Origin of the sequence: Intrasporangium zincisolvens, assembly GCF_034724055.1 — a bacterium.
Classification (GTDB): Bacteria; Actinomycetota; Actinomycetes; order Actinomycetales; family Dermatophilaceae; genus Monashia; species Monashia zincisolvens.
In genome coordinates this window covers 100,611-127,530 of record NZ_JAWIIL010000011.1, presented here as the reverse complement: position 1 = coordinate 127,530, position 26,920 = coordinate 100,611, and the positions used below count along the sequence as shown (strand labels likewise).

26 protein-coding genes are annotated in these 26,920 nt (G+C 72.1%); 12 read left to right on the top strand and 14 right to left on the bottom strand.

Features of this window, described 5'->3' with window-relative positions; all coding sequences use genetic code 11:
* Positions 1-19: 19 nt before the first annotated feature.
* The 3 genes from RY076_RS21005 to RY076_RS20995 form a co-directional block, all read right to left on the bottom strand.
* The gene (locus tag RY076_RS21005; RefSeq protein WP_323101423.1) at positions 20-2,569 is read right to left on the bottom strand and encodes a glycoside hydrolase domain-containing protein; all 2,550 of its coding nucleotides are present in this window, start codon (positions 2,567-2,569) and stop codon (positions 20-22) included.
* A gap of 153 nt (positions 2,570-2,722) precedes the next feature.
* Positions 2,723-3,499 (bottom strand): lysozyme family protein, encoded by a 777-nt coding sequence (locus RY076_RS21000; protein WP_323101422.1) that lies wholly within the window; start codon positions 3,497-3,499, stop codon positions 2,723-2,725.
* A 264-nt stretch (positions 3,500-3,763) separates the two neighbouring features.
* Positions 3,764-4,327, bottom strand: a complete 564-nt coding sequence (locus RY076_RS20995) for a GNAT family N-acetyltransferase (RefSeq protein WP_323101421.1) — start codon at positions 4,325-4,327, stop codon at positions 3,764-3,766.
* A gap of 59 nt (positions 4,328-4,386) precedes the next feature.
* Between RY076_RS20995 and RY076_RS20990 the strand changes: the two genes are divergently transcribed.
* The 3 genes from RY076_RS20990 (at position 4,387) to RY076_RS20980 (ending at position 7,979) form a co-directional block, all read left to right on the top strand.
* A complete protein-coding gene (locus tag RY076_RS20990; protein WP_323101419.1) occupies positions 4,387-5,451 on the top strand; it encodes an alcohol dehydrogenase catalytic domain-containing protein in 1,065 nt (354 codons plus the stop codon).
* 132 nt (positions 5,452-5,583) lie between these two features.
* Positions 5,584-7,326 carry a lamin tail domain-containing protein gene (locus RY076_RS20985; RefSeq protein ID WP_323101417.1) on the top strand — a complete coding sequence of 581 codons (1,743 nt, stop codon included), beginning with the start codon at positions 5,584-5,586 and terminating at the stop codon, positions 7,324-7,326.
* Between the two features lie 11 nt (positions 7,327-7,337).
* Positions 7,338-7,979 (top strand): SH3 domain-containing protein, encoded by a 642-nt coding sequence (locus tag RY076_RS20980; RefSeq protein ID WP_323101416.1) that lies wholly within the window; start codon positions 7,338-7,340, stop codon positions 7,977-7,979.
* Between the two features lie 38 nt (positions 7,980-8,017).
* On the opposite strand, the gene RY076_RS20975 is transcribed toward RY076_RS20980, so the two are convergent.
* The 3 genes from RY076_RS20975 to RY076_RS20965 form a co-directional block, all read right to left on the bottom strand.
* Positions 8,018-9,109: a cation diffusion facilitator family transporter gene (locus RY076_RS20975; protein WP_323101415.1), complete on the bottom strand. Its 1,092-nt coding sequence runs from the start codon at positions 9,107-9,109 to the stop codon at positions 8,018-8,020.
* Between the two features lies 1 nt (position 9,110).
* Positions 9,111-9,506, bottom strand: a complete 396-nt coding sequence (locus tag RY076_RS20970; protein ID WP_323101414.1) for an ArsR/SmtB family transcription factor — start codon at positions 9,504-9,506, stop codon at positions 9,111-9,113.
* Positions 9,507-9,688: 182 nt separating this feature from the next.
* On the bottom strand, positions 9,689-10,270 hold the full coding sequence (locus tag RY076_RS20965; protein WP_323101412.1) for a TetR/AcrR family transcriptional regulator: 582 nt from the start codon (positions 10,268-10,270) through the stop codon (positions 9,689-9,691).
* A 93-nt stretch (positions 10,271-10,363) separates the two neighbouring features.
* Here RY076_RS20965 and RY076_RS20960 point away from each other — a divergent pair, with 93 nt between their 5' ends.
* Both RY076_RS20960 and RY076_RS20955 read left to right on the top strand, forming a co-directional pair.
* Entirely contained in the window at positions 10,364-10,552 is a 189-nt protein-coding gene (locus tag RY076_RS20960) for a hypothetical protein (protein WP_323101411.1), read from the top strand.
* Positions 10,553-10,663: 111 nt separating this feature from the next.
* Positions 10,664-11,353 carry a DUF981 family protein gene (locus tag RY076_RS20955; RefSeq protein WP_323101410.1) on the top strand — a complete coding sequence of 230 codons (690 nt, stop codon included), beginning with the start codon at positions 10,664-10,666 and terminating at the stop codon, positions 11,351-11,353.
* 122 nt (positions 11,354-11,475) lie between these two features.
* On the opposite strand, the gene RY076_RS20950 is transcribed toward RY076_RS20955, so the two are convergent.
* The 7 genes from RY076_RS20950 to RY076_RS20920 form a co-directional block, all read right to left on the bottom strand.
* Complete coding sequence (locus RY076_RS20950) at positions 11,476-12,645, bottom strand: sugar ABC transporter substrate-binding protein (protein WP_323101409.1); 1,170 nt, start codon at positions 12,643-12,645, stop codon at positions 11,476-11,478.
* 64 nt (positions 12,646-12,709) lie between these two features.
* The gene (locus tag RY076_RS20945) at positions 12,710-13,729 is read right to left on the bottom strand and encodes an ABC transporter permease (protein WP_323101406.1); all 1,020 of its coding nucleotides are present in this window, start codon (positions 13,727-13,729) and stop codon (positions 12,710-12,712) included.
* Positions 13,726-15,312 carry a sugar ABC transporter ATP-binding protein gene (locus tag RY076_RS20940; RefSeq protein ID WP_323101405.1) on the bottom strand — a complete coding sequence of 529 codons (1,587 nt, stop codon included), beginning with the start codon at positions 15,310-15,312 and terminating at the stop codon, positions 13,726-13,728. Before RY076_RS20940 ends, RY076_RS20945 begins: the two co-directional genes overlap by 4 nt.
* A 45-nt stretch (positions 15,313-15,357) precedes the next feature.
* A complete protein-coding gene (locus RY076_RS20935) occupies positions 15,358-16,515 on the bottom strand; it encodes an NAD(P)/FAD-dependent oxidoreductase (RefSeq protein ID WP_323101403.1) in 1,158 nt (385 codons plus the stop codon).
* On the bottom strand, positions 16,512-16,706 hold the full coding sequence (locus tag RY076_RS20930; protein WP_323101402.1) for a ferredoxin: 195 nt from the start codon (positions 16,704-16,706) through the stop codon (positions 16,512-16,514). The genes RY076_RS20935 and RY076_RS20930 overlap by 4 nt, the downstream gene beginning before the upstream one ends.
* Entirely contained in the window at positions 16,703-17,884 is a 1,182-nt protein-coding gene (locus RY076_RS20925; RefSeq protein WP_323101400.1) for a cytochrome P450, read from the bottom strand. Before RY076_RS20925 ends, RY076_RS20930 begins: the two co-directional genes overlap by 4 nt.
* A gap of 199 nt (positions 17,885-18,083) precedes the next feature.
* Positions 18,084-18,665, bottom strand: a complete 582-nt coding sequence (locus RY076_RS20920; RefSeq protein ID WP_323101399.1) for a TetR/AcrR family transcriptional regulator — start codon at positions 18,663-18,665, stop codon at positions 18,084-18,086.
* 119 nt (positions 18,666-18,784) lie between these two features.
* Here RY076_RS20920 and RY076_RS20915 point away from each other — a divergent pair, with 119 nt between their 5' ends.
* The 7 genes from RY076_RS20915 to RY076_RS20885 all read left to right on the top strand — a co-directional run bounded on the left by RY076_RS20915 (position 18,785) and on the right by RY076_RS20885 (position 25,970).
* Complete coding sequence (locus RY076_RS20915; RefSeq protein ID WP_323101397.1) at positions 18,785-19,789, top strand: phosphotriesterase family protein; 1,005 nt, start codon at positions 18,785-18,787, stop codon at positions 19,787-19,789.
* Between the two features lies 1 nt (position 19,790).
* A complete protein-coding gene (locus RY076_RS20910) occupies positions 19,791-20,765 on the top strand; it encodes a phosphotriesterase family protein (protein WP_323101395.1) in 975 nt (324 codons plus the stop codon).
* 13 nt (positions 20,766-20,778) lie between these two features.
* Positions 20,779-21,903, top strand: a complete 1,125-nt coding sequence (locus RY076_RS20905) for an FAD-dependent oxidoreductase (protein ID WP_323101393.1) — start codon at positions 20,779-20,781, stop codon at positions 21,901-21,903.
* A gap of 3 nt (positions 21,904-21,906) precedes the next feature.
* Positions 21,907-22,815 (top strand): alpha/beta hydrolase, encoded by a 909-nt coding sequence (locus RY076_RS20900; protein ID WP_323101391.1) that lies wholly within the window; start codon positions 21,907-21,909, stop codon positions 22,813-22,815.
* A complete protein-coding gene (locus RY076_RS20895) occupies positions 22,812-23,756 on the top strand; it encodes an MBL fold metallo-hydrolase (protein ID WP_323101389.1) in 945 nt (314 codons plus the stop codon). The genes RY076_RS20900 and RY076_RS20895 overlap by 4 nt, the downstream gene beginning before the upstream one ends.
* Positions 23,757-23,776: 20 nt before the next feature.
* Positions 23,777-25,501, top strand: coding sequence for a CocE/NonD family hydrolase (locus RY076_RS20890; RefSeq protein WP_323101388.1), 1,725 nt, complete (start codon positions 23,777-23,779; stop codon positions 25,499-25,501).
* A gap of 121 nt (positions 25,502-25,622) precedes the next feature.
* Complete coding sequence (locus RY076_RS20885) at positions 25,623-25,970, top strand: nuclear transport factor 2 family protein (RefSeq protein ID WP_323101387.1); 348 nt, start codon at positions 25,623-25,625, stop codon at positions 25,968-25,970.
* A 25-nt stretch (positions 25,971-25,995) separates the two neighbouring features.
* Here the strand turns inward: RY076_RS20885 and RY076_RS20880 are convergent, their stop codons facing one another.
* Positions 25,996-26,883 carry a LysR family transcriptional regulator gene (locus RY076_RS20880; protein ID WP_323101386.1) on the bottom strand — a complete coding sequence of 296 codons (888 nt, stop codon included), beginning with the start codon at positions 26,881-26,883 and terminating at the stop codon, positions 25,996-25,998.
* Positions 26,884-26,920 lie beyond the last annotated feature (37 nt).

Below are 26,920 nucleotides of genomic sequence, written 5' to 3'. Positions count from 1 at the left end.
CGACGGGCGTCGCCGTCGGTCAGCGTCCCTTCGCGGCGGCTGCGGTCGCCTTGGTGTAGTCGGCGTCCGCGCCCGAGGGTGGGGTCTGGGCGTCCGCGGCCGCCCACGTCGTGGGCCGGGTCGACAGCGTGTAGCCCAGGTCGGCGCCGGTCCGGATGTCGCGCAGCGGCAGCCACGAGCTTGAGTGCGCCGAGCCGTCGATCGTCATGCCCGCGATGAAGGGGCTGGTGGCCGCGTCGCCGTCGGTGACGATGCGCACGCCCTGGTTCTTCAGCCAGACCGTCGCCGCGGGAAACTGCGGCGTCGAGAGCGCGAGCCCGGAGGAGGACCCGACCGTCGGGTACATGCCGAGGGCGGCGAACACGTACCAGCTGGACAGGGCGCCCATGTCATCGTTGCCGGGGAGCCCGTCACGCCCGGTCCCGAACGTCACGTCCATGAGCTTCTGCACGACGTACTGGCTCGAGGCCGGGGCGCCGGCCCAGTTGTAGGCCCACGGCGCGTTGAAGCTCATCTCGTTGCCCATGTAGTAGGTCTGGGCGTCCTGTCCGCCGTTGAGCTGCTGCATGGTGGGTGTCGTCGACAGCGACGAGTCGACGGAGAAGAGCCGGTTGAGGCGGGCAACGGCCTGGTCCTTGCCGCCGATCGCGGTGATGAGGTCGGTCCAGGCGTACCCGAACGACCAGAAGTAGTTCGGCTCGGTCGACTCGTGGAACGTGCCCGGCTTGAGCGCTCCCGGGGTGCCGGGCGTCGTCGGGGCCTCACGCGTCGCGATGGTGCCGGTGGACTCGTCGAAGATGTTGCGCCACCAGCCAGTTCGCTCGTCGAGGCTCGCCAGGTCGGCCTGCGTGACGGCCACGCGGGGGTTGCTCCGCACCGACGCCGGCACCTCGGCGAGGAAGGCGGCCGCGGCCCGGTCGCTGTTCCACCGCTCGATGTTGCTCGAGGACCACTCGGGGCTGGGGTAGTAGCCGTCGCGCAGGTACTGCTCGGCATTGCTCATGCTCTTGTTGGCGTTGCACGAGCTCGTCGGGTCGAAGACCGACTGCTTGACCAGCCGCGCGGCGGTGGTGACGTCGAAGTCCTTGGCGCCGAAGGAGTAGGCGCCGGCCAGGACCGGCAGGGCGTTGTCGCCGGCCATCGGCGTGGAGTCGTCGCTCGCGTCGACCCAGTGCGGGAAGGCGCCGCACTGCTGGGCGTCGACGACCAATGACTGCATCATCTCGCTCGACTCCTTGGGGGCCAGCAGCGCGAGCAGCTGGGCCTGGGAGCGGTAGGTGTCCCACAGCGAGAAGCTGCTGTAGTGCGTGCCGTAGCCGCCCGTGCTGCCGTCGGGACGCGTGTAGCGGTAGTCGGCGACGTTGGCGACGTCCCGCTGCTCGACGCCGCCGGCAGTGTCGACGCCCGTGGCGAACGGGCGCTGCGCCCGCATGCTCCGGAAGTCACCGTTGACGTCGGAATAGACCGTGGGAGAACCGAACACGTGGTAGAGCGCGGTGTAGAACTTGACGAGCTTGTCGCGCTGAGCTGACGTCAGCCGGCCCGGGTCGGCGGCCCGGTCCACCTGGATCGTGTTGAGCCGCGTGTTCCAGGCGGAGTCGGCAGCCGTGCGCGTCTGCTCGAAGCCGGCACTGGCGTTCTCGGTGTGCAGGTTGAGCTTCGCGTTGGCCACGCTGACCGCCGAGATCCCGACGCGCATCCGGAGCGTGGGGTCCGACGCGGGCAGGTCGTAGTGCAGCAGGGCTGCGCCGTCCTTGACGGCGTTGACGCCGCTCTCGGCCGTCTTGGTCAGCGGCCGGTCCATCTCGGCGTAGAAGTACACCGGCGAGCTGTACGGCGTGCCGTACGGCGTGCAGAAGGCCGGCGCGACCGACTGGCCGGACAGGACGCGGCCGTCGTCGCTGACGGAGAGGGACACGTGGTCCGGGGTGATCTTGCCGGCCTCGGTGCGGCGGTTGCTGTTGCCGTTGAGGCGCGTGTCGATGGAGAAGTAGCCCGAGCCGCCGTCCGGGTAGCCCAGCTGCGCCATGCCGGTGCGGGTCGTCGCCGTCAGCTCGACCTTGACGCGGTTGTCCATCGTCACGCCGTAGTACCCGGGCTCGGCCGACTCGGTGTTCGTGTGGAAGCCGACCCCGGTGGGGACGCCGCTGGCCGAGGCGACCGGGGTCGGCGTCGAGGCCGGCATCATCCCGACCGCACCCTGGCCGGGGCAGCCCACGCCGTTGAGGTGGGTCAGGCTGAAGAAGTTGATGCGCCCGGTCGTGGCTCCGGGCGGGTTGAGGTAGCCGCCCGACCCGTTGAAGTTGGTCCGGGGCATGTCGGGGCCGAAGTTCGTGAAGCCGAACGGGACCTTGGCGCCGGGGTTGTCGTTGCCGGCGTAGCCGCTCGTCGCCGACACCGCCGTGCCGATGAACGGGTCGACGTACTGGGTCAGCGGCAGCACCGGCCGGTGCTGGGGCGGTACCGCCGGATGGCCCTCGGCACGGGCGGTCGCGGCAGAGCCGCCGGCGAGAAGCCCGAGGGCAGTGGCCAGGACGGCCCACTTCCTCGCGGTCAGGGGTTCGGACATCGTTGTCGCTCCTTCTACCCGGACCTCGGGGGCGGTCCGGCCCGGGCCACGCTAGGAGGGCCCGAGAACGAGCCACAAGGCGAGTCGCCAGCCTGTCCGGTTCGGACATCGCACCGGACACGCCCTGTCAGGCACTGCGGACAAGCGGTGTCGTCAGCGTCGTGCGGCGGAGCGGGCGTACCCCTCGGCCAGGTCGAGCACCCGGCGGACGTACGCGTCGGAGGCGTTGTACCCCAGGATCGCCCGCGTCCAGGCGCGTCCGTCGCGCAGGTCGGCCCCGCCGGCGCACAGGTGTCTGGCTGCACCCCACGCCGCGTCGTCGATGTCAGCGGGGTCCGCCACCCCGTCGGCGTCCGCGTCGGCGCCGAACCGCTGCCACGAGCTCGTCAGGAACTGCATCGGGCCGACGGCGTGGTCCCACGTCGCGTCACCGTGCAGGCGCACCCCGTCGGCGTCGGAACGAAGGGCGGCGAAGCCGTCCTGCCCGTCGAGAGCAGGCCCGACGATGGGCTTCGAGGTGCGCCCGCTCCTCAGCAGTCGTCCGCCGCCCACCGTCCCGTGGGCCGACTCGACCTGCCCGATGGCGGCGAGCGTCGTCCAGCCGACGTGGCAGTCGGGGAGATCGGCGGCCCCGAGGATCGAGGCCCTCCCGTACGCCCGGAGCGCCACGGCGGGGATCCCGGTGCGTGCCGAGATGCGCGAGACCCATTGCGGATCCGGTTGCACCACAAGGGCGCCGCCCGTGCTGCCGTGAGCTCCGGCGCGCGACGAGCGCTCCGTCGTGCCCCGGTCTGCGGGAGCGGTCAGCGCCGAGGTGTCGACGACGTCGACCAACGAACCCGTCGCCGGCTGCTCGACCGGGGCGCGGGCGCCGTGACCGACCAGCCACGAGGCACCGAAGAAGGCCGCACCCAGCACCAGACCGGCCACCGGGACGGACGCGAGCAGTCGCCGTGATCGGGTCGGCGCACCAGCCGGCCGGCTCTTCGACGTCCCGCGAGGACCGCGGCGCGAGCCGGTCCTGCCGGCTACGGGGCGGGGGGTGCCGCGCACCTGCCGCCGGGTTCCCCGCGTCATCATCACCCCTGGTACCGGCCGTGCACCGGGCGAGAATACGCAGCGGACGGCGGGTCGCGCGGGAGGCCGGGCCGATCGTGTCGACGTGCGCCGGAAACAGCCCTCGGTCGCAGAGCGTCAGGCACCCGGCACGGTCACGGGCGCGGACCCGCGAAGGAGGTAGCACACCGAGGGGACGCCGACATGCCCGTCGACGGGGTGGTCGTACTCGGCGATCGGATGCATGCCCAGGCGCTCCATGACGGCTCGGGACCGCCGGTTGCCCCTGACCGTGAACGACACGACCTCCGACCGCCCGAGCACCTCGAAGGCGTGACCGACACACGCCATCGCCGCCTCGGTGGCGTAGCCGAGCCCCCACGCGTCCCGCCGCAACCGCCACCCCACCTCGACGATCGGCTGCTCGCGCCCCTCCATCCAATGGGCATGGAACCGGGGCACCGACAGGCCCGTGTAGCCGACGAACTCTCCACGCGCCTCCACCGCCCAGAGGCCGAAGCCGTGCTCCTCGAAGTGCCGCTCGATGCGGTCGGCGAACGCGTCCGACTCGGCTGGGGCGAGCCGCGTGGGCAGGTGCTCCATCACCTCGGGGTCTGCGTTCAGCTCCGCGAAGGGCCGGCGGTCGCCCTCGGTCCAGCCACGCAGCACCAGGCGCTCGGTACGCATCAGCGGGACGGCCACGGCGACAGCCTAGGACAGCGCTCCGCGGGGCGACCGCTTCACGCTGTCATGATGGCGCGATGCGTGCGATGGTCGTCGATGCCGTCCGGTCCAGGCCCGAGGTGCGGGAGGTCCCTGACCCCGTCGCCCCGGACGCCGGGGTGGTCGTCGAGGTCGTCGCGACCGGGCTGTGCCGCAGCGACTGGCACGCGTGGGCCGGCCACGACGACATCGCTTTTCCCCACGTGCCCGGCCACGAGCTCGCCGGTGTGGTCCGCGAAGTGGGTCGCGACGTCGAGCGCTGGCAGGTCGGCGACCGAGTGACCGTGCCGTTCGTCTGCGGGTGCGGACGGTGCGAGTGGTGCCGGTCCGGGCAGGCGCAGGTGTGCCCCGACCAGGAGCAGCCGGGGTTCACGCACTGGGGGTCATTCGCCGAGTACGTCGCGCTGCACGCGGCCGACACCAACCTCGTGGCGCTGCCGGACTCGCTCGGCTTCTCGGCTGCGGCCGCCCTCGGCTGCCGCTTCGCCACCGCCCACCGGGCGCTGGCCGCCCGCGCGCGGGTGCTCGAGGGCGAGTGGGTCACCGTCGTCGGTGCCGGCGGCGTCGGCCTCAGCTGCGTCATGATCGCGCGGGCGCTCGGTGCACGCGTCATCGCGGTGGACCGCAACCCCGAGGCCCTCTCTGCGGCAGCGGCGCTCGGCGCCGACCACACGCTGCTCGCGAACGGCACGAACTCCACGGACGCTACGGACGTCCTCGACGTACCGGCGGCCGTGGCCGACCTGACCGACGGCGGCAGCCACGTCGCGGTCGATGCCGTGGGCAGCGAACAGACCTGCGCCGACGCCGTCCTCAGCCTTCGCCGCCACGGTCGGCACGTGCAGGTGGGCCTGCTGCCGCCCGTCGACGGGCACCCGCGCGTCCCCATGGCACGCGTCATCGCCTGGGAGCTCAACCTGCTCGGCAGCCACGGCATGGCCGCCCGCGACTACCCGGCCCTGATGCGGCTCGTCGAGCAGGGCGTGCTCGCACCCGAGCGGCTCGTCGAGCGGACGGTCGGTCTCGAGGAGGCCGCCGCCCTGCTGCCGGGGTTCGACACGGCGACGGTCGCCGGCATAACGATGGTCGATCCCCGCGGCTGACGCCGGGAGTTTTACCCGACCACACCAAACCCGGACGTTCTCTTTCCTCGGGGGACACGTCGCCGCGGCTACGTTCCTGCCCGCGCGGATCCCCCCGCGCCGTCGACGACGCACCCCACGGAGGCCCTGCCCGTGTTCCGACCCCGCCTTGCTGCCCTGCTGCTCCTGGGCGCCGCCCTCGCGGCTCCCGCCACCCTCCTCACCCCGAACCCCGCGTCCGCCGCCGTGGCGGACGCGCCGCACTGCTCGACGTCCGGCACCTGGCGCCAGGGCGAGCTCAACGTCTACTGGTTCGACGTCGAGCAGGGCGACTCCCAGCTGGTCGTCGGCCCCACAGGACGCACCCTGCTCATCGACCTCGGCGAGACGTCCTGGAACTCGACCGGTTCGGGCACCCGGGCCACGGCCGTGGCCGCCCAGATCCGCAGCATCTGCGGTGTCGCGTCCGGGCCGGTGCACCTCGACTACGTCATGGCCTCACACCACCACCTCGACCACATCGGCTACGCCGGCAACCCGAACGACGCCCCGACGACCTACGGCAACGGCCTCTACCAGCTGCTCACCCCGACGTCGGTCGGCGGCCTCGGGTTCACCGTCGGCCAGGTGCTCGACCACGACGGCGGCGTCTGGACCGACAGCAACGGCGACAAGGACTGCGACGTGGGCACGACGGCCACGCCGAGCACCGAGACCGCGTGGCACAACGTCGGCACCACGTCGCAGACCTCGAAGCGCTGGATCTGCTGGCTGTACGGCCCGAGCACCCAGGCCGACCGCGCCAACATCGACGGCAAGGTCCTGCGGATCACGAACGCGGCCGCGTGGCCGACGCTCGACCTCGGCACCGGCGTCGGGTCGGGCGTCGTGGAGGCCAACGGCAAGGACGTCACGGAGGCCGACGGCGTGACCCCGGTCAGTGGCGACCACAGCGCGGACGCGCTCCCGCCGAGCGAGAACGACTACTCGATCGGCCTGCGCACCGCCTTCGGCCCGTTCGTCTACGCCACGGCCGGCGACAGTGACGGCGAGTACGCAACGAGCGCGAACAGCTACACCTACAACAACATCGAGGCACTGCTCAGCACGAAGATGGGCGCGGTCAACGCCCTCCGGGCCAACCACCACGGGTCGGGGCACTCGTCCTCGACCGCCTACCTCGACGCGACCAGGCCGCAGGTCGGCTTCATCTCGTGCGGCACCAACTCCTTCGGCCACCCGGGCAACCGCACCCTCGATGCCTTCCGTGCCGTCGGCGCCGACATCTTCCTCGCCAACAACCCCTGCGACACGACCGACCCGAGCGGCGTGCCCATCGACTACACGGGCACGCTGAACCACAACGGCACGGTCCACCTCGCGACGACCGGTGCCGGTGCCGGCTTCACCGTCGACTACGACGGCGGCACGAAGACCTACACCACCCGCACCGGAGGCGGCGGGGGCGGCACCGGAGGCGACCCCACCAAGGTGCAGGTCAACGAGTTCCTCATGGCCCCCTCCGGGACCGGCACGGAGTGGGTCGAGCTGTACAACCCGACGACCAGCGCCGTCGACGTCGGCGGCTACTACGTCGATGACCTCGCGGGCGGCGGTGGCGCCCCCAAGCCGATCCCGGCCGGGACGACGATCCCGGCGGGCGGCCGCTGGGTGATGGACGTCGGCACGAGCTACCTCAACAACACCGGCTCGGAGTCCGTGCGCTTCCTCAAGATCGCCGGCGGCGTGGAGACGGTCTACGACACGTACACCTACTCGCTCGGCTCGACCCAGTACGACAAGGTGTTCCACCGGACGTCCGACGGCGGGGCGTGGTGCGCCACGGTCTCCGCGAACGTCACCAAGGGCACCGCCAACCCGGCGACGTGCCCGTGAGGCGCCGGCTGGTGGCCGGCCTCGCCGGCGCGGTCCTCGTGGCCGGCGGGGTGGCTGCGACCGCCTCCACCGCCTCGACCGCCTCGACCGGCAGCGGCGACGTGGTCCGCCCCGACGCGGCGCCGCTGACCACACCCGTCGTAGCGGCGGTCTCCTCCACGGCGCCGCTCGTGCTCGTCAGTGGCCGCGACGACCACGGTGAGCTGGCCTCACCCGACGTCGCGGTGTTCTCCGCGCCGGGCGGCAGCCGCCCGGTGGGCGAGGTGCGTGACGGGACGCTGGCGCGTGTCGTGGCCCTCGAGGGCACGTGGCTGCACGTTCGCACCCTCGAGGGGCCGCGCGTCGAGGGCTGGGTCGACGACTTCTACCTCCGGCGGGAGATCCACCTGGTCGGCGCGGGCCCGACCTGCCGGGCGACCCTCGGCGGGCACCTTCTCGCTGCCGGGGAGCAGGCCGTCGTTCTCGACGTCCGGGACGGCCGCGCCCGCGTCCAGGTGGCCCGCGGGTCGGCCACGGGCTGGGTCCCGCGCGCTGCGGTGCACGAGCTCGCCCCGCGGGAGGGGTGCGGCACCGACGCGTCACCCCACGCGTCCCGCGACGTGTCGGGTGGCGCGTCGGGCGGCGCACCAGCGGGTGGCCACCACCACCACTGAGGCCTGCCCGTCCGCCATGCGGTCGCGGCGTGGCGCCGTCAGGGGCTCCCTTCCTGTCGGCGCCGCGCCGCCCCGGCGGCAGCGGCGACGGGGTGGGCCGGGTAGGCGTGCACCACGACGTCCGTCAGACGCGGCGTGGTGCGGACCAGCTCGGCCTCCGCACGGTGCGCCAGCGCGTGGGCGTCGACGAGGCTCGTGTCGGCGTCGACGTCGAGCTCGGCCTCGGCGTGGATGCGGTGCCCGATCCACCGCATCCGGACGCCGCGCACCCCGGTCACGCCCGGCACCGCGGCCAGGGTGGCCTCGGCCTGCTCGACGAGCTCGGGCTCGACTCCGTCCATGAGGCGGCGGAACACGTCGCGGGCAGCGGTGCGCAGGACCAGGACGATGGCGATGGTGATGACGAGGCCCACGACCGGGTCGGCCCAGTCCCAGCCGACCGCGACGCCGCCGGCGCCGACGAGCACGGCGAGGGAGGTGAGTCCGTCGGTGCGCGCGTGGTGGCCGTCGGCGACGAGCGCGGCCGACCCGATGGCCCTACCCTCACGGATCCGGAACGTGGCCACGGCCTCGTTGCCGAGGAAGCCGAGGAAGCCGGCGAGCGCGACCCAGCCGAGGTCGGTGACGGGTGCGGGGTGGAGCAGCCGGTCGAGCGCCGACCAGCCGGCGAGCACCGCCGACAGGGCGATCATCGCGATGACGAACAGGCCCGCCAGGTCCTCGGCGCGGCCGTACCCGTAGGTGTACCTCCTGGTCGCGGCGCGCCGGCCGAGGACGAAAGCGACCCACAGCGGCACGGCCGTCAGCGCGTCGGAGAAGTTGTGGATCGTGTCGGCGAGCAGCGCCACCGAGCCGGAGACGGACACGACGGCCAGCTGGAGCAGGGCGGTGACGCCGAGGCCGACGAGGCCGACCTTGACGGCGCGGACCCCGCGGGCGCTGGACTCGAGGGCCGAGTCGATCGAGTCGGCGGCGTCGTGCGAGTGCGGGGTGAAGGCGTGGGTCAGGCTGGCCCGCAGGCCTTTTCGGTGCTCGTGCGCGTGCTCGTGCCTGTGCCCGTGCTCGTTCGCGTGGTCATGGTCGTGCGGGTGGTCGTGCGGGTGGTCGTGCGGGTGGTCGTTCTCGTGCATCTCAGTCCGTCGTCCGTGGCGTGGTCCCGCCGGCGGTCGCGATCGCGGCGACGTCGGCAGAGCGGTGGTGTCGGGGAATGCCGTCGGCCGCGTGCTCGGCGTTGTGGATCGCGTCGCGGACCAGGCTGGCGATGTGCTCGTTGTCGACGCGGTAGAACACCTGGTTGCCGTCGCGACGCGTCCTCACCATCCGCGCCATCCGCAGCTTGGCCAGGTGCTGGGACACCGACGGGCCGGGCTTGCCCACGCGGTCTGCGAGCTCGTTCACCGACAGCTCTCCCTCGCTGAGCGCCCAGAGCAGCCGGATGCGCGTGCCGTCGGCCAGCATCCGGAAGATCTCGACCGCGAGCTCGACCTGCTCGTCCGGCAGGACCATCTCCTGCACATCTGCGTCCATGCGCAGATAGTAGCCCAAGCGGATGGGCGCGTCCCGCGCGAGAGCAGCCGAGGACACCGGGGCCGGATCGGGACATTTCGGGTGAAACGGGTACGGGCACCACGTCCTGGCCGGTAGCGCCGTGGAGGGAGCTTCCGGTCAGGACCTCTCGACCGGCAGGGCGAGCGGGCCGACGCCTCCGCCTACGACGCGCGCGACCGCGCCGGGTCCGTGCCGTGGAGCAGCAGGTCGAGGATCCCGTCCGCCCATCCCCTACGGGCACGCCCGTGGCGGAGCACCTGGGCGAGGTAGGCCCCGAGGGCGAGGTCGGCGAGCGCCTCGCCGTCGGTACCGGCGCGGACGCGTCCGGCCTCGATGTCCGCGGCGATCTCGCCCTGGAGCGCCGTCAGCTGCCGTACGAGGTGGGCGCGGAGGGCCGCACTGAAGGCCGGGTCGGAGTCGGTGAGCACCGACGCGACCGCGCCCCGCCCGAGCTGTTCGTCGACGAGGTCGAGCGCCTGCTCGAGGAGCCAGCGCAGCTTGTCCCGCAGGGGCAGCTCGCGAGCGGGCAACGGCGCCTCGACCAGCTGCCCGAGGGTTGCGGCGAGGAGAGCCTCGCGGTTCCGGTAGCGCCGGTAGACCGTCGTGCGGGCAACCCCGGCCCGTGACGCCACCGCATCGATGTGGACGCCGCCCGGCCCCTCCTCGCGCAGCAGGCCGAGGGCCGCGCCGGCGATCCGGTCGTCGGCCCTCGGGTCGCGGGGACGGCCTCGCGCAGGGGTCATGCCAGTGCCTCCGGGAACAAAGACGAGCTCATTAACGCTACAGACACTGTAGCGATAATCGTGAGGTGTCACCTCACGAGGAAGGAGCCCATCATGACCCCCAGCGAGGTCCTCGTCCCCGGCGCCATCGCGATCGTCTTCGTGGTCGGCTGGTTCGTCTTCGGCCTCATCGACGCCACCCGACGCGACTCCAACCGGGAGGACGCCCCGCCCGGCGTCGGGTCGATCCGCCGGACACTCCCCCAGCCGGCGCGCCACACCGCGCGCACCCACCACCGCTGAGACCCAACGGCATCCGACCGTGGCGCCGGCACCGTGGCCGCGCCACCACCCCACGTTTTTCAGAGACACGACAGCCGGACCGACCGGTCCGTAGCAAGGAGGAGAGGCGACATGGTCGTCTACAACGAGCTGGTGGCCGTCACCGCAGGAGCCGGGCTCATCGGCTTCGCGTGGTTCCTGGTCCACCTCATCCGGGGCAGGCACGTCGACAGCGAGGGGTGGGCCGGGTTCTTCGGCGTCACCGGCCTGCTGCTGCTGACCCTCGGCCTGCACACCACCGTCACCTGGCCGTTCGGCGGCGACGGCTTCGAGTACGCCAACGTCGCGTTCGGCCAGCCGGCAGCCGGCTTCGGCGCCCTGCTGGTCTTCGCGGCGGTCTACCTCTGGCGTCACCGCGCCCTGTTCGCGGCGGACGACGACACGGCCAACGCGACCGCCCTGCGTCCGCTCAAGCCGGTCTCGATCTTCGTCGGGGCCCTCGGGCTCGGCATGGCCGTGCTCGCCATCGCCTTCGTCCGGTTCCAGCTCGGCGCCGCTCCCCCGGAAGAGCCGATCAGCGGACGCTTCGGCCACCTGCCGCTGCTCGAAGCCCTCTTCCTCGGCGGCCTGTGGGGCATCGTCGCCATCGGCGCCCTGCTCTTCGCCGTGGCACAGCTGACCGACCGGGCGTCGTTGCTGCTGTGGGCCGCCCGCGCCTGGCTGGTCGGCGGAGTGGTGTTCCTGCTCTTCGGTGCGATGAACTTCTACACGCACATCGGCATGTACTACAACATCGCCCACGGCACCTCGTACCTGTGGTGAACCGTCCTTCACCTCATCGGTGAGACGCACGGTCGGGCCCGTCCATCCGGACGGGCCCGACCTGCGTCACCGCCGTGCACCCCCGCGAGGGCCGGGGACGCCGACGGGGCGCCGAGAGCGCGTCAGCCGCCCAGGCCCCAGTGCGCGCGGAAGCCGTCCTGGTAGTCGGTCGAGCCGTACCACGACCCTGACTTCTCCCCCTGGGCCGTGAGGTCGAGGGTGCCGACGTTCGACGCCGTGACCATGCGCCGGTACGGGAACTGCACGTTCGCGGTCGCCGGCGCACCGGACATCATGCGCAGAGCCTGGTCAGCTGCGTACCAGGCAAGGGCGTCGGCGTTGAAGCCCACCTCGGAGTGGACGAACTGCCCGCTCTTGAGCATCTGCATCGTCGCGAGAACGCCGTCCATGCTGGCGATCCTGACGCCGGTGGCGTTCGCCGCCTGCAGCCCCTCGACGACCGGCTGGACCGCGAAGTCCACCTCGGTCTGCACGTGGGTGATCTTCGGGTCCTTCGTCAGCGCGCTCGTGATGAGGCTGGGCAGCTTGTCGAACTGGCCGGTGTTGGCCTTGACGACGGTGACCGTGCAGTCGGGACAGCTCTTCTCGTACGTCGCGAGCGCGCCCTGCTCGGCCCACAGCACGGTGGCCGGCGTGTCGGTGATCTCGACGTACAGCACGTGCGCCGCGGCGTCGGAGTCGGCGATGACCGACTGTGCCGACAGCGACTGGAGCCCGACGTAGTCCGGGGTCAGGTAGGCGACCTTGGTCGGGTCGCCGGGCCCGGCGGGGGCGGTCATCGTGTTGACGACGGGGATCCCCGCCTTCGCTGCGCTCTCGAAGGCGACGGACACGAGCTCGGTGGGGATCGACCCCGTGACGATGGCACCGGCACGGGCGTCGATGCCCTGCTGGATGCAGCTGGCCATGTTGGCGGGGTTGGACTTGCCGTCGCACACCTCGACCCCGACGCCTGCCGAGCCCAGGGCGGTCTTCAGCGAGGCAGCAACGGCCTGGAACACCGGCACCTGGTAGGTGGCCGGCACGAAGTACACCGTCCTGCCCTTGAGGGCGGTGATGTCCTTCAGGGGCGTGCCGGGTGCCGTGAAGGACGCGACGGCCTGGGTGGCCTTGTCGACGACGCGCTGGGCGGCCGACGCCTCGGCCCGGCTGGGCGCGGACGTCGAGGCGCGGCCCGCTGCCGCACTCTGCTCCTCGACGGAGCTGCAGCCGGTGAGGCACATCGCACTGACGGCGAGCGCCGCGAGCAGCGACTTGGACGTGAAATTCATGCGGTACTCCGGTTTCGAGAAGAGTTGGTGCACAGGAGGACTGGGAGAGCGAGCGGGTTGCCGGCTATCCCCGGACGCGTCGTTGCACCCACGTGGACGCGGCGACGGCACCGACGAGGGCGACGCCGTAGAAGGCATCGGTGACCCAGCCCTGGTAGCCGAGGAGCTGGAGGCCGAAGATCCCCGTGACGAGGAAGTACACGGCGATGAACATCCCGATCGGGTTGAACCGCCCGGGCACGACGGCCACCGTGCCGAGGAAGACGCTGGCGAAGGCCGGGAGGAAGTACTCGCGGGCCGAGGTGGCGTTGAAGCCGCCGAGCCCGGCCGCGCTGATGACGCCGGCGACGCCGCAGAGCAGCGACGACGTGAGCCACGCCCCCACACGCACGCGGGCCACCGGGATCCCTGCGAGCCGGGCGACCTCACGGTTGGCGCCGACGAAGAGGATCCGCCGGCCGAGCGGCGTCGCACTCATGACGTAGCCGAAGACGAGGACGAGGACGACGCCGTACCAGAAGACCATCGGCAGCCCGAGCACGCGGGCGAGCGCGATGTTGGACAGACCGAAGTCCAGGCCGCTGACGGACGTCTCCTGCGACACCCAGCCGCCGAGCCCGATGGCCAGGCTGCCGACTCCGAGCGTCACGATGACCGGGTTGATCCCGGCGCGGACCACGAGCAGCGCGTTCGCCGCCCCGAAGACCAGGGCGAGTCCCACCGCGGCCAGCGCGGCCATGGGAAAGGACCAACCCTGCAGGACGACGAGCGCGGAGACGCTCGCCCCGGACAGTGCGTATACCGACGGGAACGACAGGTCGAACTCGCCGACCGCCATGGTGAGGACGACCGCCATGCCGAGGAAGACGAGCGGCGTCTGCCGGGCGAAGATCCCCTGGAGGAAGTTGCCCAGCGGCACGTCGGCGAGCAGGAAGAAGCCGGTCCCCATGACCAGCCAGAGCAGGATGAGGCTGTACCGGCGGGCGAGGTCGCCGAGGTCCACGCGCCGTCGGCCGGCCGCACTCGTGCTCGCGTCGGGCCCGGGCTCCTTCTCGATGAGATCGGGGGCAGTGGTGGTGGTCATGCTGTTCCTCCGGTGGGGCTGGCGAAGACGGCCTCGAGGACGGCCTCGGGGGTGAAGGGGCCGGCGAGGTCGCGGGCGACGACCCCGTCCTCGAGGACGAGGAGGCGGTCGCAGACGGCCGCGAGGTCCTCGACCTCGGACGAGACGTAGAGCACGGCGGCGCCGTCCTGCGCGGCCTGCCGGCTGGCGGCCAGCAGCGCCGCGCGGGCGCCGACGTCGACGGCCTGGGTCGGCTCCTCGAGGACGAGCAGGCGCGGACGCTCGAGCAGCCACTTGCCGAAGAGGACCTTCTGCTGGTTGCCGCCGCTCATCGTGGCGACGACGGTGTGCCGGGCGCGGGGGCGCACGTCGTACCGGTCGATGACGGCGTCGGTCTCTCGGCGGCGCCAGACGGCCCCGAGCGACCACGGCCGAGACCGCGACCCGACGTGCGGGATGGTGATGTTCTCCTCGACGGTGAGCCCCATGGCGAGGCCGCGCCCGTGCCGGTCCTGGGGGATCAGCACGACCTTCGCGGCGAGCAGGTCGGCCACGTCGACGCGTGCCAGGTCGAGGTCGAGGCCGCGGCCGTCGAGGCGGATGGTGCCGGCTGCAGCGGTTCCGCCGAGCAGCGAGGGGAGGTCGAGGATGCCGGAGTCGACGGTGCCGGTGACGCCGACCACCTCGCCGGGGCGCAGGCTCGCCGTCACGTCGCGGACCCGCCCGCCGCGGATGCCGATGAGCTCGATCGATGCCTCGCCGGGGCTGGGTGGGTACCGGCCGACGAGGTCGCCCGGGGCGCCCTCCCGGCCGAGCACCATCCGGGTCAGCATCGCCTCGTCGAGACCCGCGACGGGTACGCCCGCCTCGACCACCCGGCCGTTGCGCAGCGCCGTCACGCGGTGCGCCAGAGCGAGGACCTCCTTGAGGTCGTGGCTGACGAAGAGCACGGCCGTGCCCTGCTCGGCGAGGAAGCGCACCATGCCGTAGAAGGCGGGCAGCGCCTCGTGCGGGATGGCCCGCGACGACTCGTCGAAGACGATGACCCCGCTGCCGGGCTCGCGCTCCTGCAGGGCCCGGGCGACGGCGACGGCGACGCGCTCGCTCGGGGTGAGTGAGGCGACGGCGGCCTCAGGGTCGATCGGCACGCCGAGGAACTCGAGCGTGCGGCGCACCGCCGCACGGTCGGCCGCGTGGTCCACCCGACGCGTCAGGCGGCCCACGGCGTTGAGCCCGACGCGGACGTTCTCGCGGACGGAGAGGTCGGGCACGAGCCCGAGGTCCTGGTGCACGAACGCCAGACCCTGGCGGTGCAGCCGGCCGGCGTTGACCGGCGGCCCGAGGTGCACGCCGTCGACGAGGATCTCGCCGCCGGGGTCCGCGCGGTGGACGCCGCTGACGAGCTTGATGAGCGTCGACTTGCCGGAGCCGTTCTGCCCGACCAGGGCATGGATCTCGCCGGGGTGCAGCGTCAGGTGGGCGTCGTCGAGGACGGTCACGCCGGAGAAAGTCTTCGACAGCCCACGCACCTGCAGGCGTGGCGCCGCGGCGTGCTGGTCGGGGGCCTGCGGCTCCGGGCCAGTGGCAACGTCAGTGGTGCTCATGGCAGCGTCTCCGGGTCGTGGGTGTGTCGGGGAGTGGGGGTGGCCTCAGCCGGTGACGGCGGGCTCGCACAGGCGGCGCAGCCGAGGGATCGGGATGCGGTAGTTGAGGGCGACGGCAGCGCTCCCGATCGACGCGTCAGCGGCGTTCCAGCGCAGCAGCTTTCGGTCCTCGCCAGGCTCACCGTCGAGGAGCTCCGGGTCGCCGGGCAGCGGCAGGTGTCCGACCGCCTTGAGCGAGAGCCCGAACTGCTCGGTCCAGAAGTAGGGTCGGTGGTCGCCGGGCACCGGGTCGACGCCGAGCAGCGCCGCGGCAGCCGTGCGAGCCTGGTCGATGGCCGAGCTCCACAGCGGCACCCGACGAACGCCGCGCGGCGTGGGTACCGAGGCCACGTCGCCCGCGGCGACGACCTCCGGGCGGACGCGGCCACATGCGTCGGTGACGAGCACGCCGTTCTCGAGAAGCCCACTGCCGTCGAGCCATTCGACGTTGGGGCGGTCACCGACGGCCGTGATGACGAGCCCTGCCTCGACGACCGGGCCCTCGGCGAGGGCGACGCGCGTGCCGGACGCGTCGCGCAGCAGGCGCGCCCCGGCGCTCTCGACGACGCGCAGGCCGCGGTGGGTCGCCGCGGAGACGAACAGGTCGGACAGGTGGGGGCCGAGCTGGGCCAGCAGCGGCGGGCCCTGCGAGACCAGGGTGACCTCGCACCCGTTGTCGAGGCACGACGAGGCGATCTCCATGCCGAGCGGGCCTCCGCCCACGACGACGACGGACGGGCGGTCGGCCACCCGCGACCGCAGCCGCCAGGCGTCGTCGACAGTGCGCAGCGTCAGCTCAGAAGACGCGTCCTGCTCCCCACCACCGAGCCGGCGGGCCCGACAGCCGCTCGCGATGACGACGCCCTCGTAGGGCAGGCGGTCGCCGTCGTCGAGCAGCACGGTGCGCGTCTCGATGTCGAGTCCCACGGCGGCGACGCCGCGCAGCTCGGTGCCGCCGTGGGACGCGGGTGGCAGCTCGTGCGCCGTGAGGCCGTCGGGGTCACGCAGGAGCGCCTTCGACAGCGCCGGCCGGCTGTACGCGGCATGCGGCTCGTCGCCGACGATGGTGAGCTCACCGTCGAAGCCGTTCTGGCGCAGGGCATCCGCGGCCGTCACGCCGGCGATCCCCCCACCGACGACGACGATCCGCCGCATCGCGCTCATGCCAGTCTCAGGGCCGCCACGGGGCACACCCGCACCGCCGCGCTCGCCGCTGCGGCCTCGGGCGTGCCAGCGTCCACCTCGTCTCGGTCGAGCACGAGCTCGCCCTCGTCATCGAGGTGGAGCAGGCTCGGGGCCTCCTCCTCGCACAGTCCGTGACCCTCGCAGCGCGGCCGGTCGAGCTCGATCCTCATGCCGGCACCACCTCGAGGACGGGGAGTGCGTCGATGCTCCGGGTGATGTTGCTCGGGACGCGCCGAGCCTCGCCGACGACGAGCCGCTCGACGCGTGCGGCGAGCGAGCCGATGATCGCGTGCGCCTCGAGCCGGGCGAGTCCCTGGCCCGCGCAACCGTGCGGGCCGTAGCCGAAGGAGAGGTGGTCGACGGGGTTGCGCGTCACGTCGAAGGTGTCGGGCGCGTCGTAGTGGCGTGGGTCCCGGTTGCCGGCGCCGAAGAGGACGGCGACCTGGGCACCGGCCGGCACGAGGGCCCCGTCGATCTCGACGTCCTTCGTCACGCGACGGCCCCACGCGTGGACCGGCGCCCAGTAACGGAGCACCTCGTTGAAGGCCGACCCGACGAGGGCGCGGTCCTCACGGACGAGGGCGAGCTGGTCGGGGTGCTGCGCAAGGAGCGCGACGATGTTGCCGATCGCGGCGACCGTCGTGTCGACGCCGGCCCCGAGGTACTGGTGGATGATGTGGCCGGCCGTGTTCGGGGGGATCTCGCCCCGCGCCTCGGCCTCGAAGATGCCCCGCCCGACCGATCCGGGCGCGAGGTCGTCGGCCGTCACCTGCGAGCACCAGCCGTAGAGCTCGCCGGCCACCGGGAAGTTCTCGGCGGTGCGCTGGTTCAGCGGGCCGATGACCTCCATCGCCGCCTGGCCCCAGCGGAGCATCGTGGCGCGGATCTCGTCGGTGAAGCCGATGAGGTCCGCGACGACCTGGATGGGGAAGACCCGCCCGAGCGCGTCGATCGCCTCGAACGAGCCGCTCTCGACGAGCTCGGCGACGAGGGCGTCGGCCTTCTCCTCGATCTGGCCCTTGAGGTCGCGCAGGGAGCGAGGCGTCAGGTTGGCGCTGAGCGTCGCCCGCAGCTGGGTGTGGACCGGCGGGTCCGAGGCGAGCGAGGTGCCCTGGAGGGCCTCGTTGACCATCGGGTTGAAGCCGATCGAGGCCGAGGAGAAGGTCTCGGTGTCGGCGAGGGCGTCACGGATGACGTCGTAGCGCGTCAGGGCGTAGACGTCGTTGGCGGGCAGGTGCACCACCCCGGCGGTCTCGCGGAGCGTCGCATAGGTCGGGTACGGGTCGAGCAGGACCTCGTCGGAGAAGAGGTCCAGATCGCCCACGGCAGCGGGGGCTTTGGTTGACATGCTGCAAAGTGAATGTGCTGGACGTAAGTGTTGTCAACGGTTTGACCAGAAAATCTCGGCGGACGCCGCCCGAGGTCTGGGCAATTCCGGACAAGCGGCCAGGCCGACAGGGCGCCCAGGCGAAGACACCCGGGCGCGGCGACGACGTGAAGATGCGGGCAGCGTCAGAACGCTTGCCGCACAGTGACGCCCGCGCGAGTCAGTCGGTGAGCAGGTGCATCCAGGAGTCGGTGAGCTCTTCGAGGTACACCTCGCGCGGTGCGCGCCAGCCGGTGGCGAAGTAGCGCCGCGAGAGGTACTCGAGCTGGCCGAAGGCGAGCACGCAGCGCACCCGCCGGACGTCGGGGGTGAAGCGTCCGGCCCGCTCGAGACCCCGGATCATCTCGCCGACCGCGTGCTCGAACCAGCTCTCGGTGCGCTCGTTGACGGCCGGCTCGTGGGTCGCCTGGAACGAGGCCGTGAGGTAGGGCTTGATCTCGTCCCACTGCGAGAACTTGAGGTCGATCCAGGCATGGACGAGCTCACGCGAACCGGACTCCACGACCTCGGACAGTGACGGGTCGTCGGCCGAGGTGAGGATGTGGTCGACCTTCTCGAGCAGCGCCGCCATGACCTCGGCCTTGCCGGCGAAGTGCAGGTAGAACGTCGTCCGCGTGGAGCCGGCCGCCTGCGCGATGTGGTCGACCGTCGTCGCGGCGTAGCCCTTCTCGCCGAAGAGCTCGAGCGCCTTCTCGAGGAACAGGTCGTAGGTCATCTGCTTCTGGGCGGCGCGGAGCGACATGGCACGCAGCATAACCGCGTACACCCAAACATCGTAGCGATCACTCTATTGACGCTCTGTAAAGTCAACGGTTAACGTGACACGCCATGCGGCGCCGCTGCCGCAGCGAAAGGACTCCGATGACTGCGAGCAGCCCCTCCACCACCGACGCCCCGCGCCCCACCGTCAACACGGTCCTCGGCCCGGTCCCCGCCGACGACCTCGGCGTCGTGTCGGTGCAGGAGAGCCTCCTGTCGGTGCTTCCGGGCGCCCAGTACGCCTACGACGTCACGATCGACCGGGCCGAGGTCTTCGAGGGGCTCGAACGCCGGCTCTCCGACTTCCGCGACGCCGGCGGTGGCACCGTCGTCGACGCCACGGGCATGTTCCACGGCCGCGACCTGCGCCTCCTCGAGGCCCTGTCCCGCGCCACCGGGGTGCACGTCGTGGCCTCGACCGGGCAGGGACCCGAGGAGCTGCTCGGCGGCTACTTCCTCACGCCGCAGACGAACCCGCCGACCCCCTGGCCCGCCGAGCGCTTCGCCGACCTCTTCACCCGCGAGGTGACCGAGGGCATGGTCGTTCCGCGGGTCGAGCGACGGGCAGCCGCCGGACTCGTCGCCACCGCGGCCACCCGCACCGGCATGACGGCCACCGACGAGAGCCTGTTCCGCGGCGCCGCGCGCGCCGGCCTGGCCACGGGCGTCCCCGTGTCGATCCGCTTCGGGGCCGACGCCGTGGCCGACCTGCGGGTCCTGCTCGACGAGGGCCTCGCCGCCGACCGCGTCGTCGTCGGCGGCCTCGACCGCACCGACGCCGTGGACGCCGGAGCCCATCTCGCGGTGGCCGAGCGCGGCGCCTACGTCGCCATCGACCACGTCGGCTCCGAAGGCGGCGACCACGTCACCGACAAGGAGCGCGTCGCCCTCGTCACCGAGCTCGTCGATGCCGGCCACACCGATCGGATCCTGCTGTCCTGCAGCGCAACCGGCGCCGCCTTCGGGCACGACGGCATCGACACTCCCTACAGTCACGTGCTCACCTCGTTCGTCCCCGCCCTGAAGGCCGAGGGGGTGAGCGAGGACGACGTCCAGCGCATCCTCGTCGCCAACCCGCGGGCCCTGCTCACCGTCAAGGAGCACTGACATGTCCCGGGTCAACACCGTCCTCGGCCCCGTCCCTGCAGCGGAGCTCGGATTCGTCGCGGTCCACGAGCACATCGGCTACGGCATGCCCGGCTCCGAGCTCGACACCCAGTGGTGGAAGACGCCCGAGCAGCGCTACGAGGAGACCGTCCCCAAGCTGCGAGCCTTCCACGAGAACACCCAGCCGTGGGGCGGCGCGACCTTCGTCGACGCCACCGGCATCTGCAACGGACGCGACGTCAGCTACTACCAGTCGCTCTCGGAGAAGACCGGCGTGCACATCGTCGCCTCCACCGGGTTCGTCGGCGGCGACACCGCGCTCGCCTTCTTCGAGCGGGCCTCCGTCGGGTACCTCACCGAGCAGTTCGTCCACGAGATCACGGTCGGCATCGGCTCGACCGGTGCCTGCGCCGGCATCATCAAGGTCGGCGTCAGCCGCGGCTTCCGCATGAAGCCCCTCGACCTGCGCATCTACCGGGCCGCCGCCCGGGCCGCCCTCGCCACGGGCGTGCCGATCTTCACCCACCTGGCCGTCGACGTCGAGCCTGCGCTCGACGTCTTCTGCGAGGAGGGCCTGCCCCTGGACCGGGTGCTCTTCGGCCACGCCGACGACGGCGTCAGCCAGGGCAAGGTCCGCGACACGTGGATCGCCGACCAGGGCGGCCGCATCGGCTTCGACACCTTCGGCTACGACCTCGAGCTGCCCGACCCACCCTTCTGGGGCCGCCCCCGCCGCGAGCGCCTCGACCACTTCCTGCGCTACGTCAAGGGTGGCCGCGTCGACAGCGTGCTCGCCTCCGCCGACGCCAACTGCAGCCCGCTCGGCTGGCCCGGCGTCAAGGGCCACACCGTCAACTACCTCTTCGAGGTGCTCCTTCCCGCCCTGCGCGACGAGGGCGTCGACGAGGCCACCATCACCCGCATCTTCGTCGACCTGCCGGCCGACTTCCTGTCCCTCACGACCGACCAGAGCTGACCCGAGGACCACCATGAAGACTTCAGAGCTGAAGAACCTCCGCGTCGCCGTCGTCGGCGCGGGCTACGCAGGCGCGGCCGCCGCCCGGGCCCTCGCCAACGCCGGGGCGGACGTCACCGTCTACGAGCAGGCCTCGCAGATCCGCGAGGTCGGGGCGGGCATCGGCCTGCGCCCCTCCTCGATGGCCCAGTTCGAGCGGTGGGGCATCGGCGCCGCCATCAAGGCCGTGAGCTCCCCGAGCGACGGCTTCGAGATCCTCACCGCCGACGACCACCGCATCGCCCGCGAGGAGTGGCCCGAGAAGGCCGCCTACGGCGAGACCACCCACCTCATCCACCGCGGCGACTTCATCGACGCCCTCGTCGGCTCCCTCCCAGCAGGCATGGTCCGGCTCGGGCACAAGCTCGAGACCGTCACCGACCACGGCGGCTCGGCGACGCTCGGCTTCGCGAACGGCGAGACCGCCACCGCCGACCTCGTCATCGGCGCCGACGGCATCAGGTCGGTCGTCCGCGAGCGGCTCTTCACCGACGCACAGCCGGTCTTCGCCGGCGAGCACGCCTACCGCGCCGTCATCGACATCGACCAGGCGTTCGGGATGGCCGACGACGGCGACCTGCGCATGTTCATCGGTCGCGGCACCAAGGTCTACCTGCTGCCGCTGCTCCACCGCCGCCAGGTCTCCTTCGACGTCACGGCCCTCAACGCGGACGGCACGTGGGCACCCGCCGTCACCAAGGACGACATCGTCGGGACGGTCCAAGGCTTCGACGAGCGGATCGTCCGGATGACAGAGGGCCTCGACATGGACACCGTCAACGTCCGCGCGGTGTACGACATCGAGCCCGTCGAGCGCTGGCACTCTGACTCGGTCGTGCTCATCGGCGACGCCGCCCACGCCATGTGCCACCACCAGGGGCAGGGCGCCAACTCGGCGATCCTCGATGCCGGCGCGCTGGCCGACGTGCTCGTCGCCGCCGGCTCGGTGCCCGAGGCGCTCGCCACGTTCCAGGCCACCCGCAAGCCGGTCACCGACGAGCTGCAGCGCATCTCGCGCCACGGCTGGACCGAGGACGAGCTCGACGACGTCTTCCCCGGCCAGAAGCCCGGTCAGGTCGCCGCGACCGTCCGGAGCTGACCCATGGCCCTGCACCCCGAGATCGCGAAGGTCCTCGCCACGCTCCCTCCACCGCCCGACGGGCCCCTCGATCCCGCGGCGCTCCGCGCGGCCGAGGAGTCGCAGGCACCGCCACTCGCCGACCGCCTGCCGCTGCATGCCGTCGACGACACCACCGTGCCGACGCCGGCGGGTGACGTACCCGTGCGCGTCTACACGGCGAGCGCCCAGCCGCGCCCCGGCGTCGTCGTGTACCTCCACGGCGGTGCCTTCTTCCTCGGCAGCCTCGACACGCACGACCACCTCGCGCGCTCGCTGGCGGCCGAGACCGGGCGCCCCGTCGTCTCCGTCGGCTACCGGCGCGCGCCCGAGGCGCGCTTTCCTGCGGGCCTCGACGACGCGTACGCCGTCGTGCGCTGGGCGCACCGCCCGACCGAGCCGCTGGCGCTCGTCGGCGACAGCTCCGGTGGCACGTTCGTCGCCGCGGTCGCCGCGATGGCCCACGACGACGGCTTCGACGGCATCACCCACCAGGTGCTCTGGTACCCCTCGCTCGACCTCGACTTCGACGTCGACCGCTACCCGTCGCTGCGCGAGAACGCCGTCGGCTACGGGCTCGAGACGGCGGGCCTGGCGCCGTTCAACGCCTTCTACGTCGAGTCCGGTGCCGACCCCGCCGACCCGCTCGTGTCGCCGATCAAGCGCGAGGACCTCAGCGGGCTGCCGCCCGCGCTCGTCGTCACCGGCGAGCACGACCCCCTGCGTGACGAGGGCGAGCTCTACGGGCAGCGGCTGCGCGAGGCCGGCGTCGCCGCGACCGTGAGCCGGTACGCCGAAGCAGGTCACGGCTTCGTCCAGCACTTCTCATGGCTGCCGGAGTACCACCGCGTCTTCACCGAGACCGCGGCCTTCATCGACGGCGGTGAGCGATGACCGTCGCCGTCCACCCGCTCGCCTCCCCGTGGGGCCGCTTCCACCTCTACAGCTTCTTCATCGACGCTCCCGAGCCGGCGATCGTCGACACCGGCATCGCGTCCTCCCCCGCCGACGGCATGGCTCCGGCGCTCGAGGCCATCGGCCGCCGCATCGAGGACGTGCGGTGGATCCTGTTGACCCACGGGCACATCGACCACGTCGGGGGCGCCCACGCGCTGTGGGAGCTGACAGGGCGCCGGGCGAAGGTCGTCATCCACGAGGCCGACGCGCCGATGCTGCGCTCGCGCGCCGCGCACGTCGACGAGTACGCCGCCGGGCGGGGTCGGTACCTCCACGGCGCGAACGGAGCCGCCACGGTCGCCGCCGCGGGGCGTGCCGCGATCTCGGGTGAGATGGAGCCGGCCGTGCTCGTGCGCGGCGGCGAGACGCTGTCGCTCGGCGGCGACGTCACGGTGTCGGTCCACCACGTGCCCGGGCACACCCCCGGTTCGGTCGCCTACGTGCTCGACGGGCAGGACGACGTCTTCGTCGGGGACGCCGTGCAGGTGCACGGCGCCGCGAACGGCTTCCCCGGCTTCGTCGACCCCGACGCCTACCGTGCGAGCCTCGTCCGCCTGCGCGACGAGGTCCGTTCGAACCACCTCTACCTCGGGCACCCCTACCGGACGACGGACGGCACGCCCTACGGCGTCGAGCTCGACGCCGACCAGGCGCGAGCCGCGCTCGACGAGAGCCTCGCCGTCGAGGCCCGGGTCGCCAGGGCCGCACACGACTGCCTCTGCGCCGGCCTGCGCGAGTCCGACTCTCCCTACTCGCCCTTCGCCCCCGTGGCCGATGCGCTCGGCTACTCCGGCGACCCCACCCTCGAGCCGTCGCCGTTCTTCACCTCGATGCACGGCTACCGCACCCACCACACCCGCCTCGACCAGACGTCGTGAACGAACGGAGCCCCTCGACCATGGCTGACGTCCAGACCATCACCGCCGGCGTGCAGAAGATCGTGGTCCGCAAGGACCTCGCCGTCCCGATGCGCGACGGCGTCACCCTGGCCGCCGACGCCTACCACGGCGTCGACGACCGGCCCCGTCCGGCGCTCGTGGCCCTGAGCCCCTACGGCAAGGAGCTGCAGGCGCTCGCGCTGACGACGCCGCCGCAGCGTCGGCCCTCCCCCATGTGGGACGGCTGCATCGAGGCCGGTGACATCGCCCGCGTCGTCGCCGAGGACTACGTCCACGTCATCGGCGACCTGCGCGGCTCCGGCGCGTCCGAGGGCGAGCACGTCGGCAACTACAACGCCGGCGGGGTCTCGCTCGGGCAGGACGCGTACGACGTCATCGAGTGGGTCGCGGCGCAGCCCTGGTGCGACGGCAACGTCGGCATGATCGGCATCTCCTACTTCGGCTCGATGCAGGTCTTCGCCGCGGCCGAGCGGCCCCCGAGCCTCAAGGCGATCTTCGTCAGCGGCGGCCACTTCGACTTCTACGAGACGACCTACCACGGCGGCGTCATGTGGTTCATGCCGCGCGCCGCACGCGAGGGGCGCGGCGGTGACTCCGGCTGGGCGTTCACCGACCGGGTGAGGTCGCGGATGCTCGAGACGTACTCACCGGAGGAGATCGAGGCCCGGGTCGCCAAGCGGCTCGAGGACCCCGACATCGCGGCCTGGCCCAACCTCGTGCACCTGCTGCACTACCCGACGAACCACGAGGCGTGGTTCGACATCGTGATGAACGAGCTCGACGGCGACTGGTACGAGGAGCGCAACCCGGTCAACCTCGCGCGGAACATCGACATCCCCGTGTACCTGCAGATCGACCAGGGCCGCGGCTGGACCGTCGACGGGCACATCGAGCTGTTCGAGCAGCTGAAGGGCCCGAAGCGCCTCGACATCGGCTCCTACCCGCCCATGCAGTCGCGCCCGTGGGTCGAGGAGCACGACACGATGTTCCGCTGGTACGAGTACTGGCTCAAGGGCGTCGACAACGGGATCATGGACGAGCCCGCCGTCAGCGTCTTCGTCGAGGGCACGCGGGAGGTGCTCACTGGTGACCAGTGGCCGCCGAGGGACGTCTCCTACCGCCCGCTGTACCTGCGTCCGCGCCGCACGCTCTCCTTCTCCCCCGAGCTCATGGGCGTCGAGCACGCAGCACCCGACGGCTTCTACCAGGCGCCGCTCACGGTCACCGACACGGTCGAGATGCTCGACTGGAGCACGCCGCCGTTCGAGGAGCCCACCGAGATGGTCGGCGCCGGCGCGGCGCACCTCTTCGTCGAGATCGACCAGCCCGACACCAATCTCATCCTGAGGCTCTGGGACGAGTCACCCACCGGCAGAAGGCAGCTCGTCACCACCGGCTTCCTCAAGGCGTCGCACCGCGAGCTCGACGAGCGCACCACCGAGGGCAACCCGTACCACCCGCACACGCGCTCGGTGCCGGTCGAGCCCGGGGTCGTCGAGGAGTACGTCGTGCGGCTCTACCCGTTCGCGGCGACGTTTCTACCGGGGCACCGGCTCGTCGTGCAGCTCTCGAACGACGAGCCCCTCGCCGACGAGCACAACGCGCTGCTGCCGCCCGACGCGTTCCACCTGCCGGTGGGCCGCCCCGTCACCCACAAGGTCTACCGCGACGCCGCACACCCGTCCCGTCTCGTCCTCCCCTTCACCACCCGGGGCGGCCACTGAGGCAGCCGGTCCCGTGCCGGGCCGCGGAGCCCTGTCGGCGGGTCCGCGCGCACGCGTACCGTCGAGAGATGGCCGCATCCCGCGACCGGCACTGCACCATCGACCGAACCGGAGGCGTCGCATGAGGGATGACCAGGTGGCCCGCAACCTCAAGGGCATGGACGATCTCGACTTCACGGGTTGGAACACCGCGGACTGGCACGGCGTGTTCGCCCATCACCACACCGACGACGTCCTCGTCGACTGGAAGGGAACGCCGCCGACCCACGGCATCGAGGAGCACATCGACGCCATGAAGGCCTACGTGGAGTCCGCCGGCGGCACGCCGCCGCAGATCACGGCGCACCCCATCGGTTTCGGGTCCGGCGAGTGGACCTGTGTCATCGGGGAGTTCGAGGGCGGCGGCCGGATGGTGACCGTCGCGAAGTGGAAGGACGGCGCCATCGCCGAGGAGTACATCTGGGCCTGAGCACCGGAGGGCGCTCGCCCACCACCTAGCCCACCACCTCGCGCACGACGTCGAGCGTGCGGGTCAGGTGCGGCTCGTGCCGGTCCGCCCGGTGGGCGACGACGAGCTCTACGCTCGTGGCGGGGCGCCCGAGCGGGCGGTAGACGATCCCCTCGAGGGCGAGCGCCTGCACCGGCTCGGGCACGACGGCCACCCCCAGGCCGCCGGCCACCAGGGTGACCAGCGTCGAGGTCTCGCCCACCTCGTGGCGGACCGTCGGCTCGAACCCGGCGTCCCGACAGAGGCGGAGCACGACGTCGTACATGGCCGAGCGGCGGTCGGCCGAGTGGACGATGAGGTCCTGCCCGCGCAGGTGGGCCACGTCGACGCGGGCGCGTCGGGCCAGCGGGTGCGCGGCCGGCAGGGCGAGGACCAGCCGGTCGCTGCGCAACTGGGTGACCGCGAGCGCCGGGTCGGCCACCGGTGGCCGGAGGAAGCCGAGGTCGATGGTGCCCTCACGCAGTGCCTGGACCTGCTCGGAGGCGAGCATCTCGCCGCGGAACGAGAAGTCGACGCCGGGCAGCTCCTCCGCCAGCCGGGCGGACAGCTCGGGCAGCAGGCTGTAGGTCACGGAGCCGACGCAGCCGACGACGAGCCGGCCGAGGCTCCCGGCCGCGACGCGTCGGGCCTCGGCGGCGGCCTCTTCGACGGCGCCGAGGATGGCCCGGGCGCGGACGAGGTAGGCCGCCCCGGCCGGCGTCAGGTCGACGCGTCGGGTGGTCCGGACGAACAGCTGCGCGCCGACCTCGGCCTCGAGCCGGCGGATCTGCTGCGAGAGGGGCGGTTGGGCCATGTGCAGCCGCTCGGCGGCCCGGCCGAAGTGCCGCTCCTCGGCGACGGCGACGAAGTAGTCGAGGTGGCGGAGAAGATCCATACATCAAAGATACTCAGTCATGTCTGATCTTGATACT

What these genes read in the sequence shown, in the direction of transcription:
- RY076_RS21005 (WP_323101423.1), bottom strand. Translation starts at nt 2,569, where the DNA reads ATGTCCGAACCCCTGACCGCGAGGAAGTGGGCCGTCCTGGCCACTGCC.
- RY076_RS20990 (WP_323101419.1), top strand. Translation starts at nt 4,387, where the DNA reads ATGCGTGCGATGGTCGTCGATGCCGTCCGGTCCAGGCCCGAGGTGCGG.
- RY076_RS20975 (WP_323101415.1), bottom strand. Translation starts at nt 9,109, where the DNA reads ATGCACGAGAACGACCACCCGCACGACCACCCGCACGACCACCCGCAC.
- RY076_RS20970 (WP_323101414.1), bottom strand. Translation starts at nt 9,506, where the DNA reads ATGGACGCAGATGTGCAGGAGATGGTCCTGCCGGACGAGCAGGTCGAG.
- RY076_RS20965 (WP_323101412.1), bottom strand. Translation starts at nt 10,270, where the DNA reads ATGACCCCTGCGCGAGGCCGTCCCCGCGACCCGAGGGCCGACGACCGG.
- RY076_RS20960 (WP_323101411.1), top strand. Translation starts at nt 10,364, where the DNA reads ATGACCCCCAGCGAGGTCCTCGTCCCCGGCGCCATCGCGATCGTCTTC.
- RY076_RS20955 (WP_323101410.1), top strand. Translation starts at nt 10,664, where the DNA reads ATGGTCGTCTACAACGAGCTGGTGGCCGTCACCGCAGGAGCCGGGCTC.
- RY076_RS20950 (WP_323101409.1), bottom strand. Translation starts at nt 12,645, where the DNA reads ATGAATTTCACGTCCAAGTCGCTGCTCGCGGCGCTCGCCGTCAGTGCG.
- RY076_RS20945 (WP_323101406.1), bottom strand. Translation starts at nt 13,729, where the DNA reads ATGACCACCACCACTGCCCCCGATCTCATCGAGAAGGAGCCCGGGCCC.
- RY076_RS20940 (WP_323101405.1), bottom strand. Translation starts at nt 15,312, where the DNA reads ATGAGCACCACTGACGTTGCCACTGGCCCGGAGCCGCAGGCCCCCGAC.
- RY076_RS20935 (WP_323101403.1), bottom strand. Translation starts at nt 16,515, where the DNA reads ATGAGCGCGATGCGGCGGATCGTCGTCGTCGGTGGGGGGATCGCCGGC.
- RY076_RS20930 (WP_323101402.1), bottom strand. Translation starts at nt 16,706, where the DNA reads ATGAGGATCGAGCTCGACCGGCCGCGCTGCGAGGGTCACGGACTGTGC.
- RY076_RS20925 (WP_323101400.1), bottom strand. Translation starts at nt 17,884, where the DNA reads ATGTCAACCAAAGCCCCCGCTGCCGTGGGCGATCTGGACCTCTTCTCC.
- RY076_RS20920 (WP_323101399.1), bottom strand. Translation starts at nt 18,665, where the DNA reads ATGTCGCTCCGCGCCGCCCAGAAGCAGATGACCTACGACCTGTTCCTC.
- RY076_RS20915 (WP_323101397.1), top strand. Translation starts at nt 18,785, where the DNA reads ATGACTGCGAGCAGCCCCTCCACCACCGACGCCCCGCGCCCCACCGTC.
- RY076_RS20910 (WP_323101395.1), top strand. Translation starts at nt 19,791, where the DNA reads ATGTCCCGGGTCAACACCGTCCTCGGCCCCGTCCCTGCAGCGGAGCTC.
- RY076_RS20905 (WP_323101393.1), top strand. Translation starts at nt 20,779, where the DNA reads ATGAAGACTTCAGAGCTGAAGAACCTCCGCGTCGCCGTCGTCGGCGCG.
- RY076_RS20900 (WP_323101391.1), top strand. Translation starts at nt 21,907, where the DNA reads ATGGCCCTGCACCCCGAGATCGCGAAGGTCCTCGCCACGCTCCCTCCA.
- RY076_RS20895 (WP_323101389.1), top strand. Translation starts at nt 22,812, where the DNA reads ATGACCGTCGCCGTCCACCCGCTCGCCTCCCCGTGGGGCCGCTTCCAC.
- RY076_RS20890 (WP_323101388.1), top strand. Translation starts at nt 23,777, where the DNA reads ATGGCTGACGTCCAGACCATCACCGCCGGCGTGCAGAAGATCGTGGTC.
- RY076_RS20885 (WP_323101387.1), top strand. Translation starts at nt 25,623, where the DNA reads ATGAGGGATGACCAGGTGGCCCGCAACCTCAAGGGCATGGACGATCTC.
- RY076_RS20880 (WP_323101386.1), bottom strand. Translation starts at nt 26,883, where the DNA reads ATGGATCTTCTCCGCCACCTCGACTACTTCGTCGCCGTCGCCGAGGAG.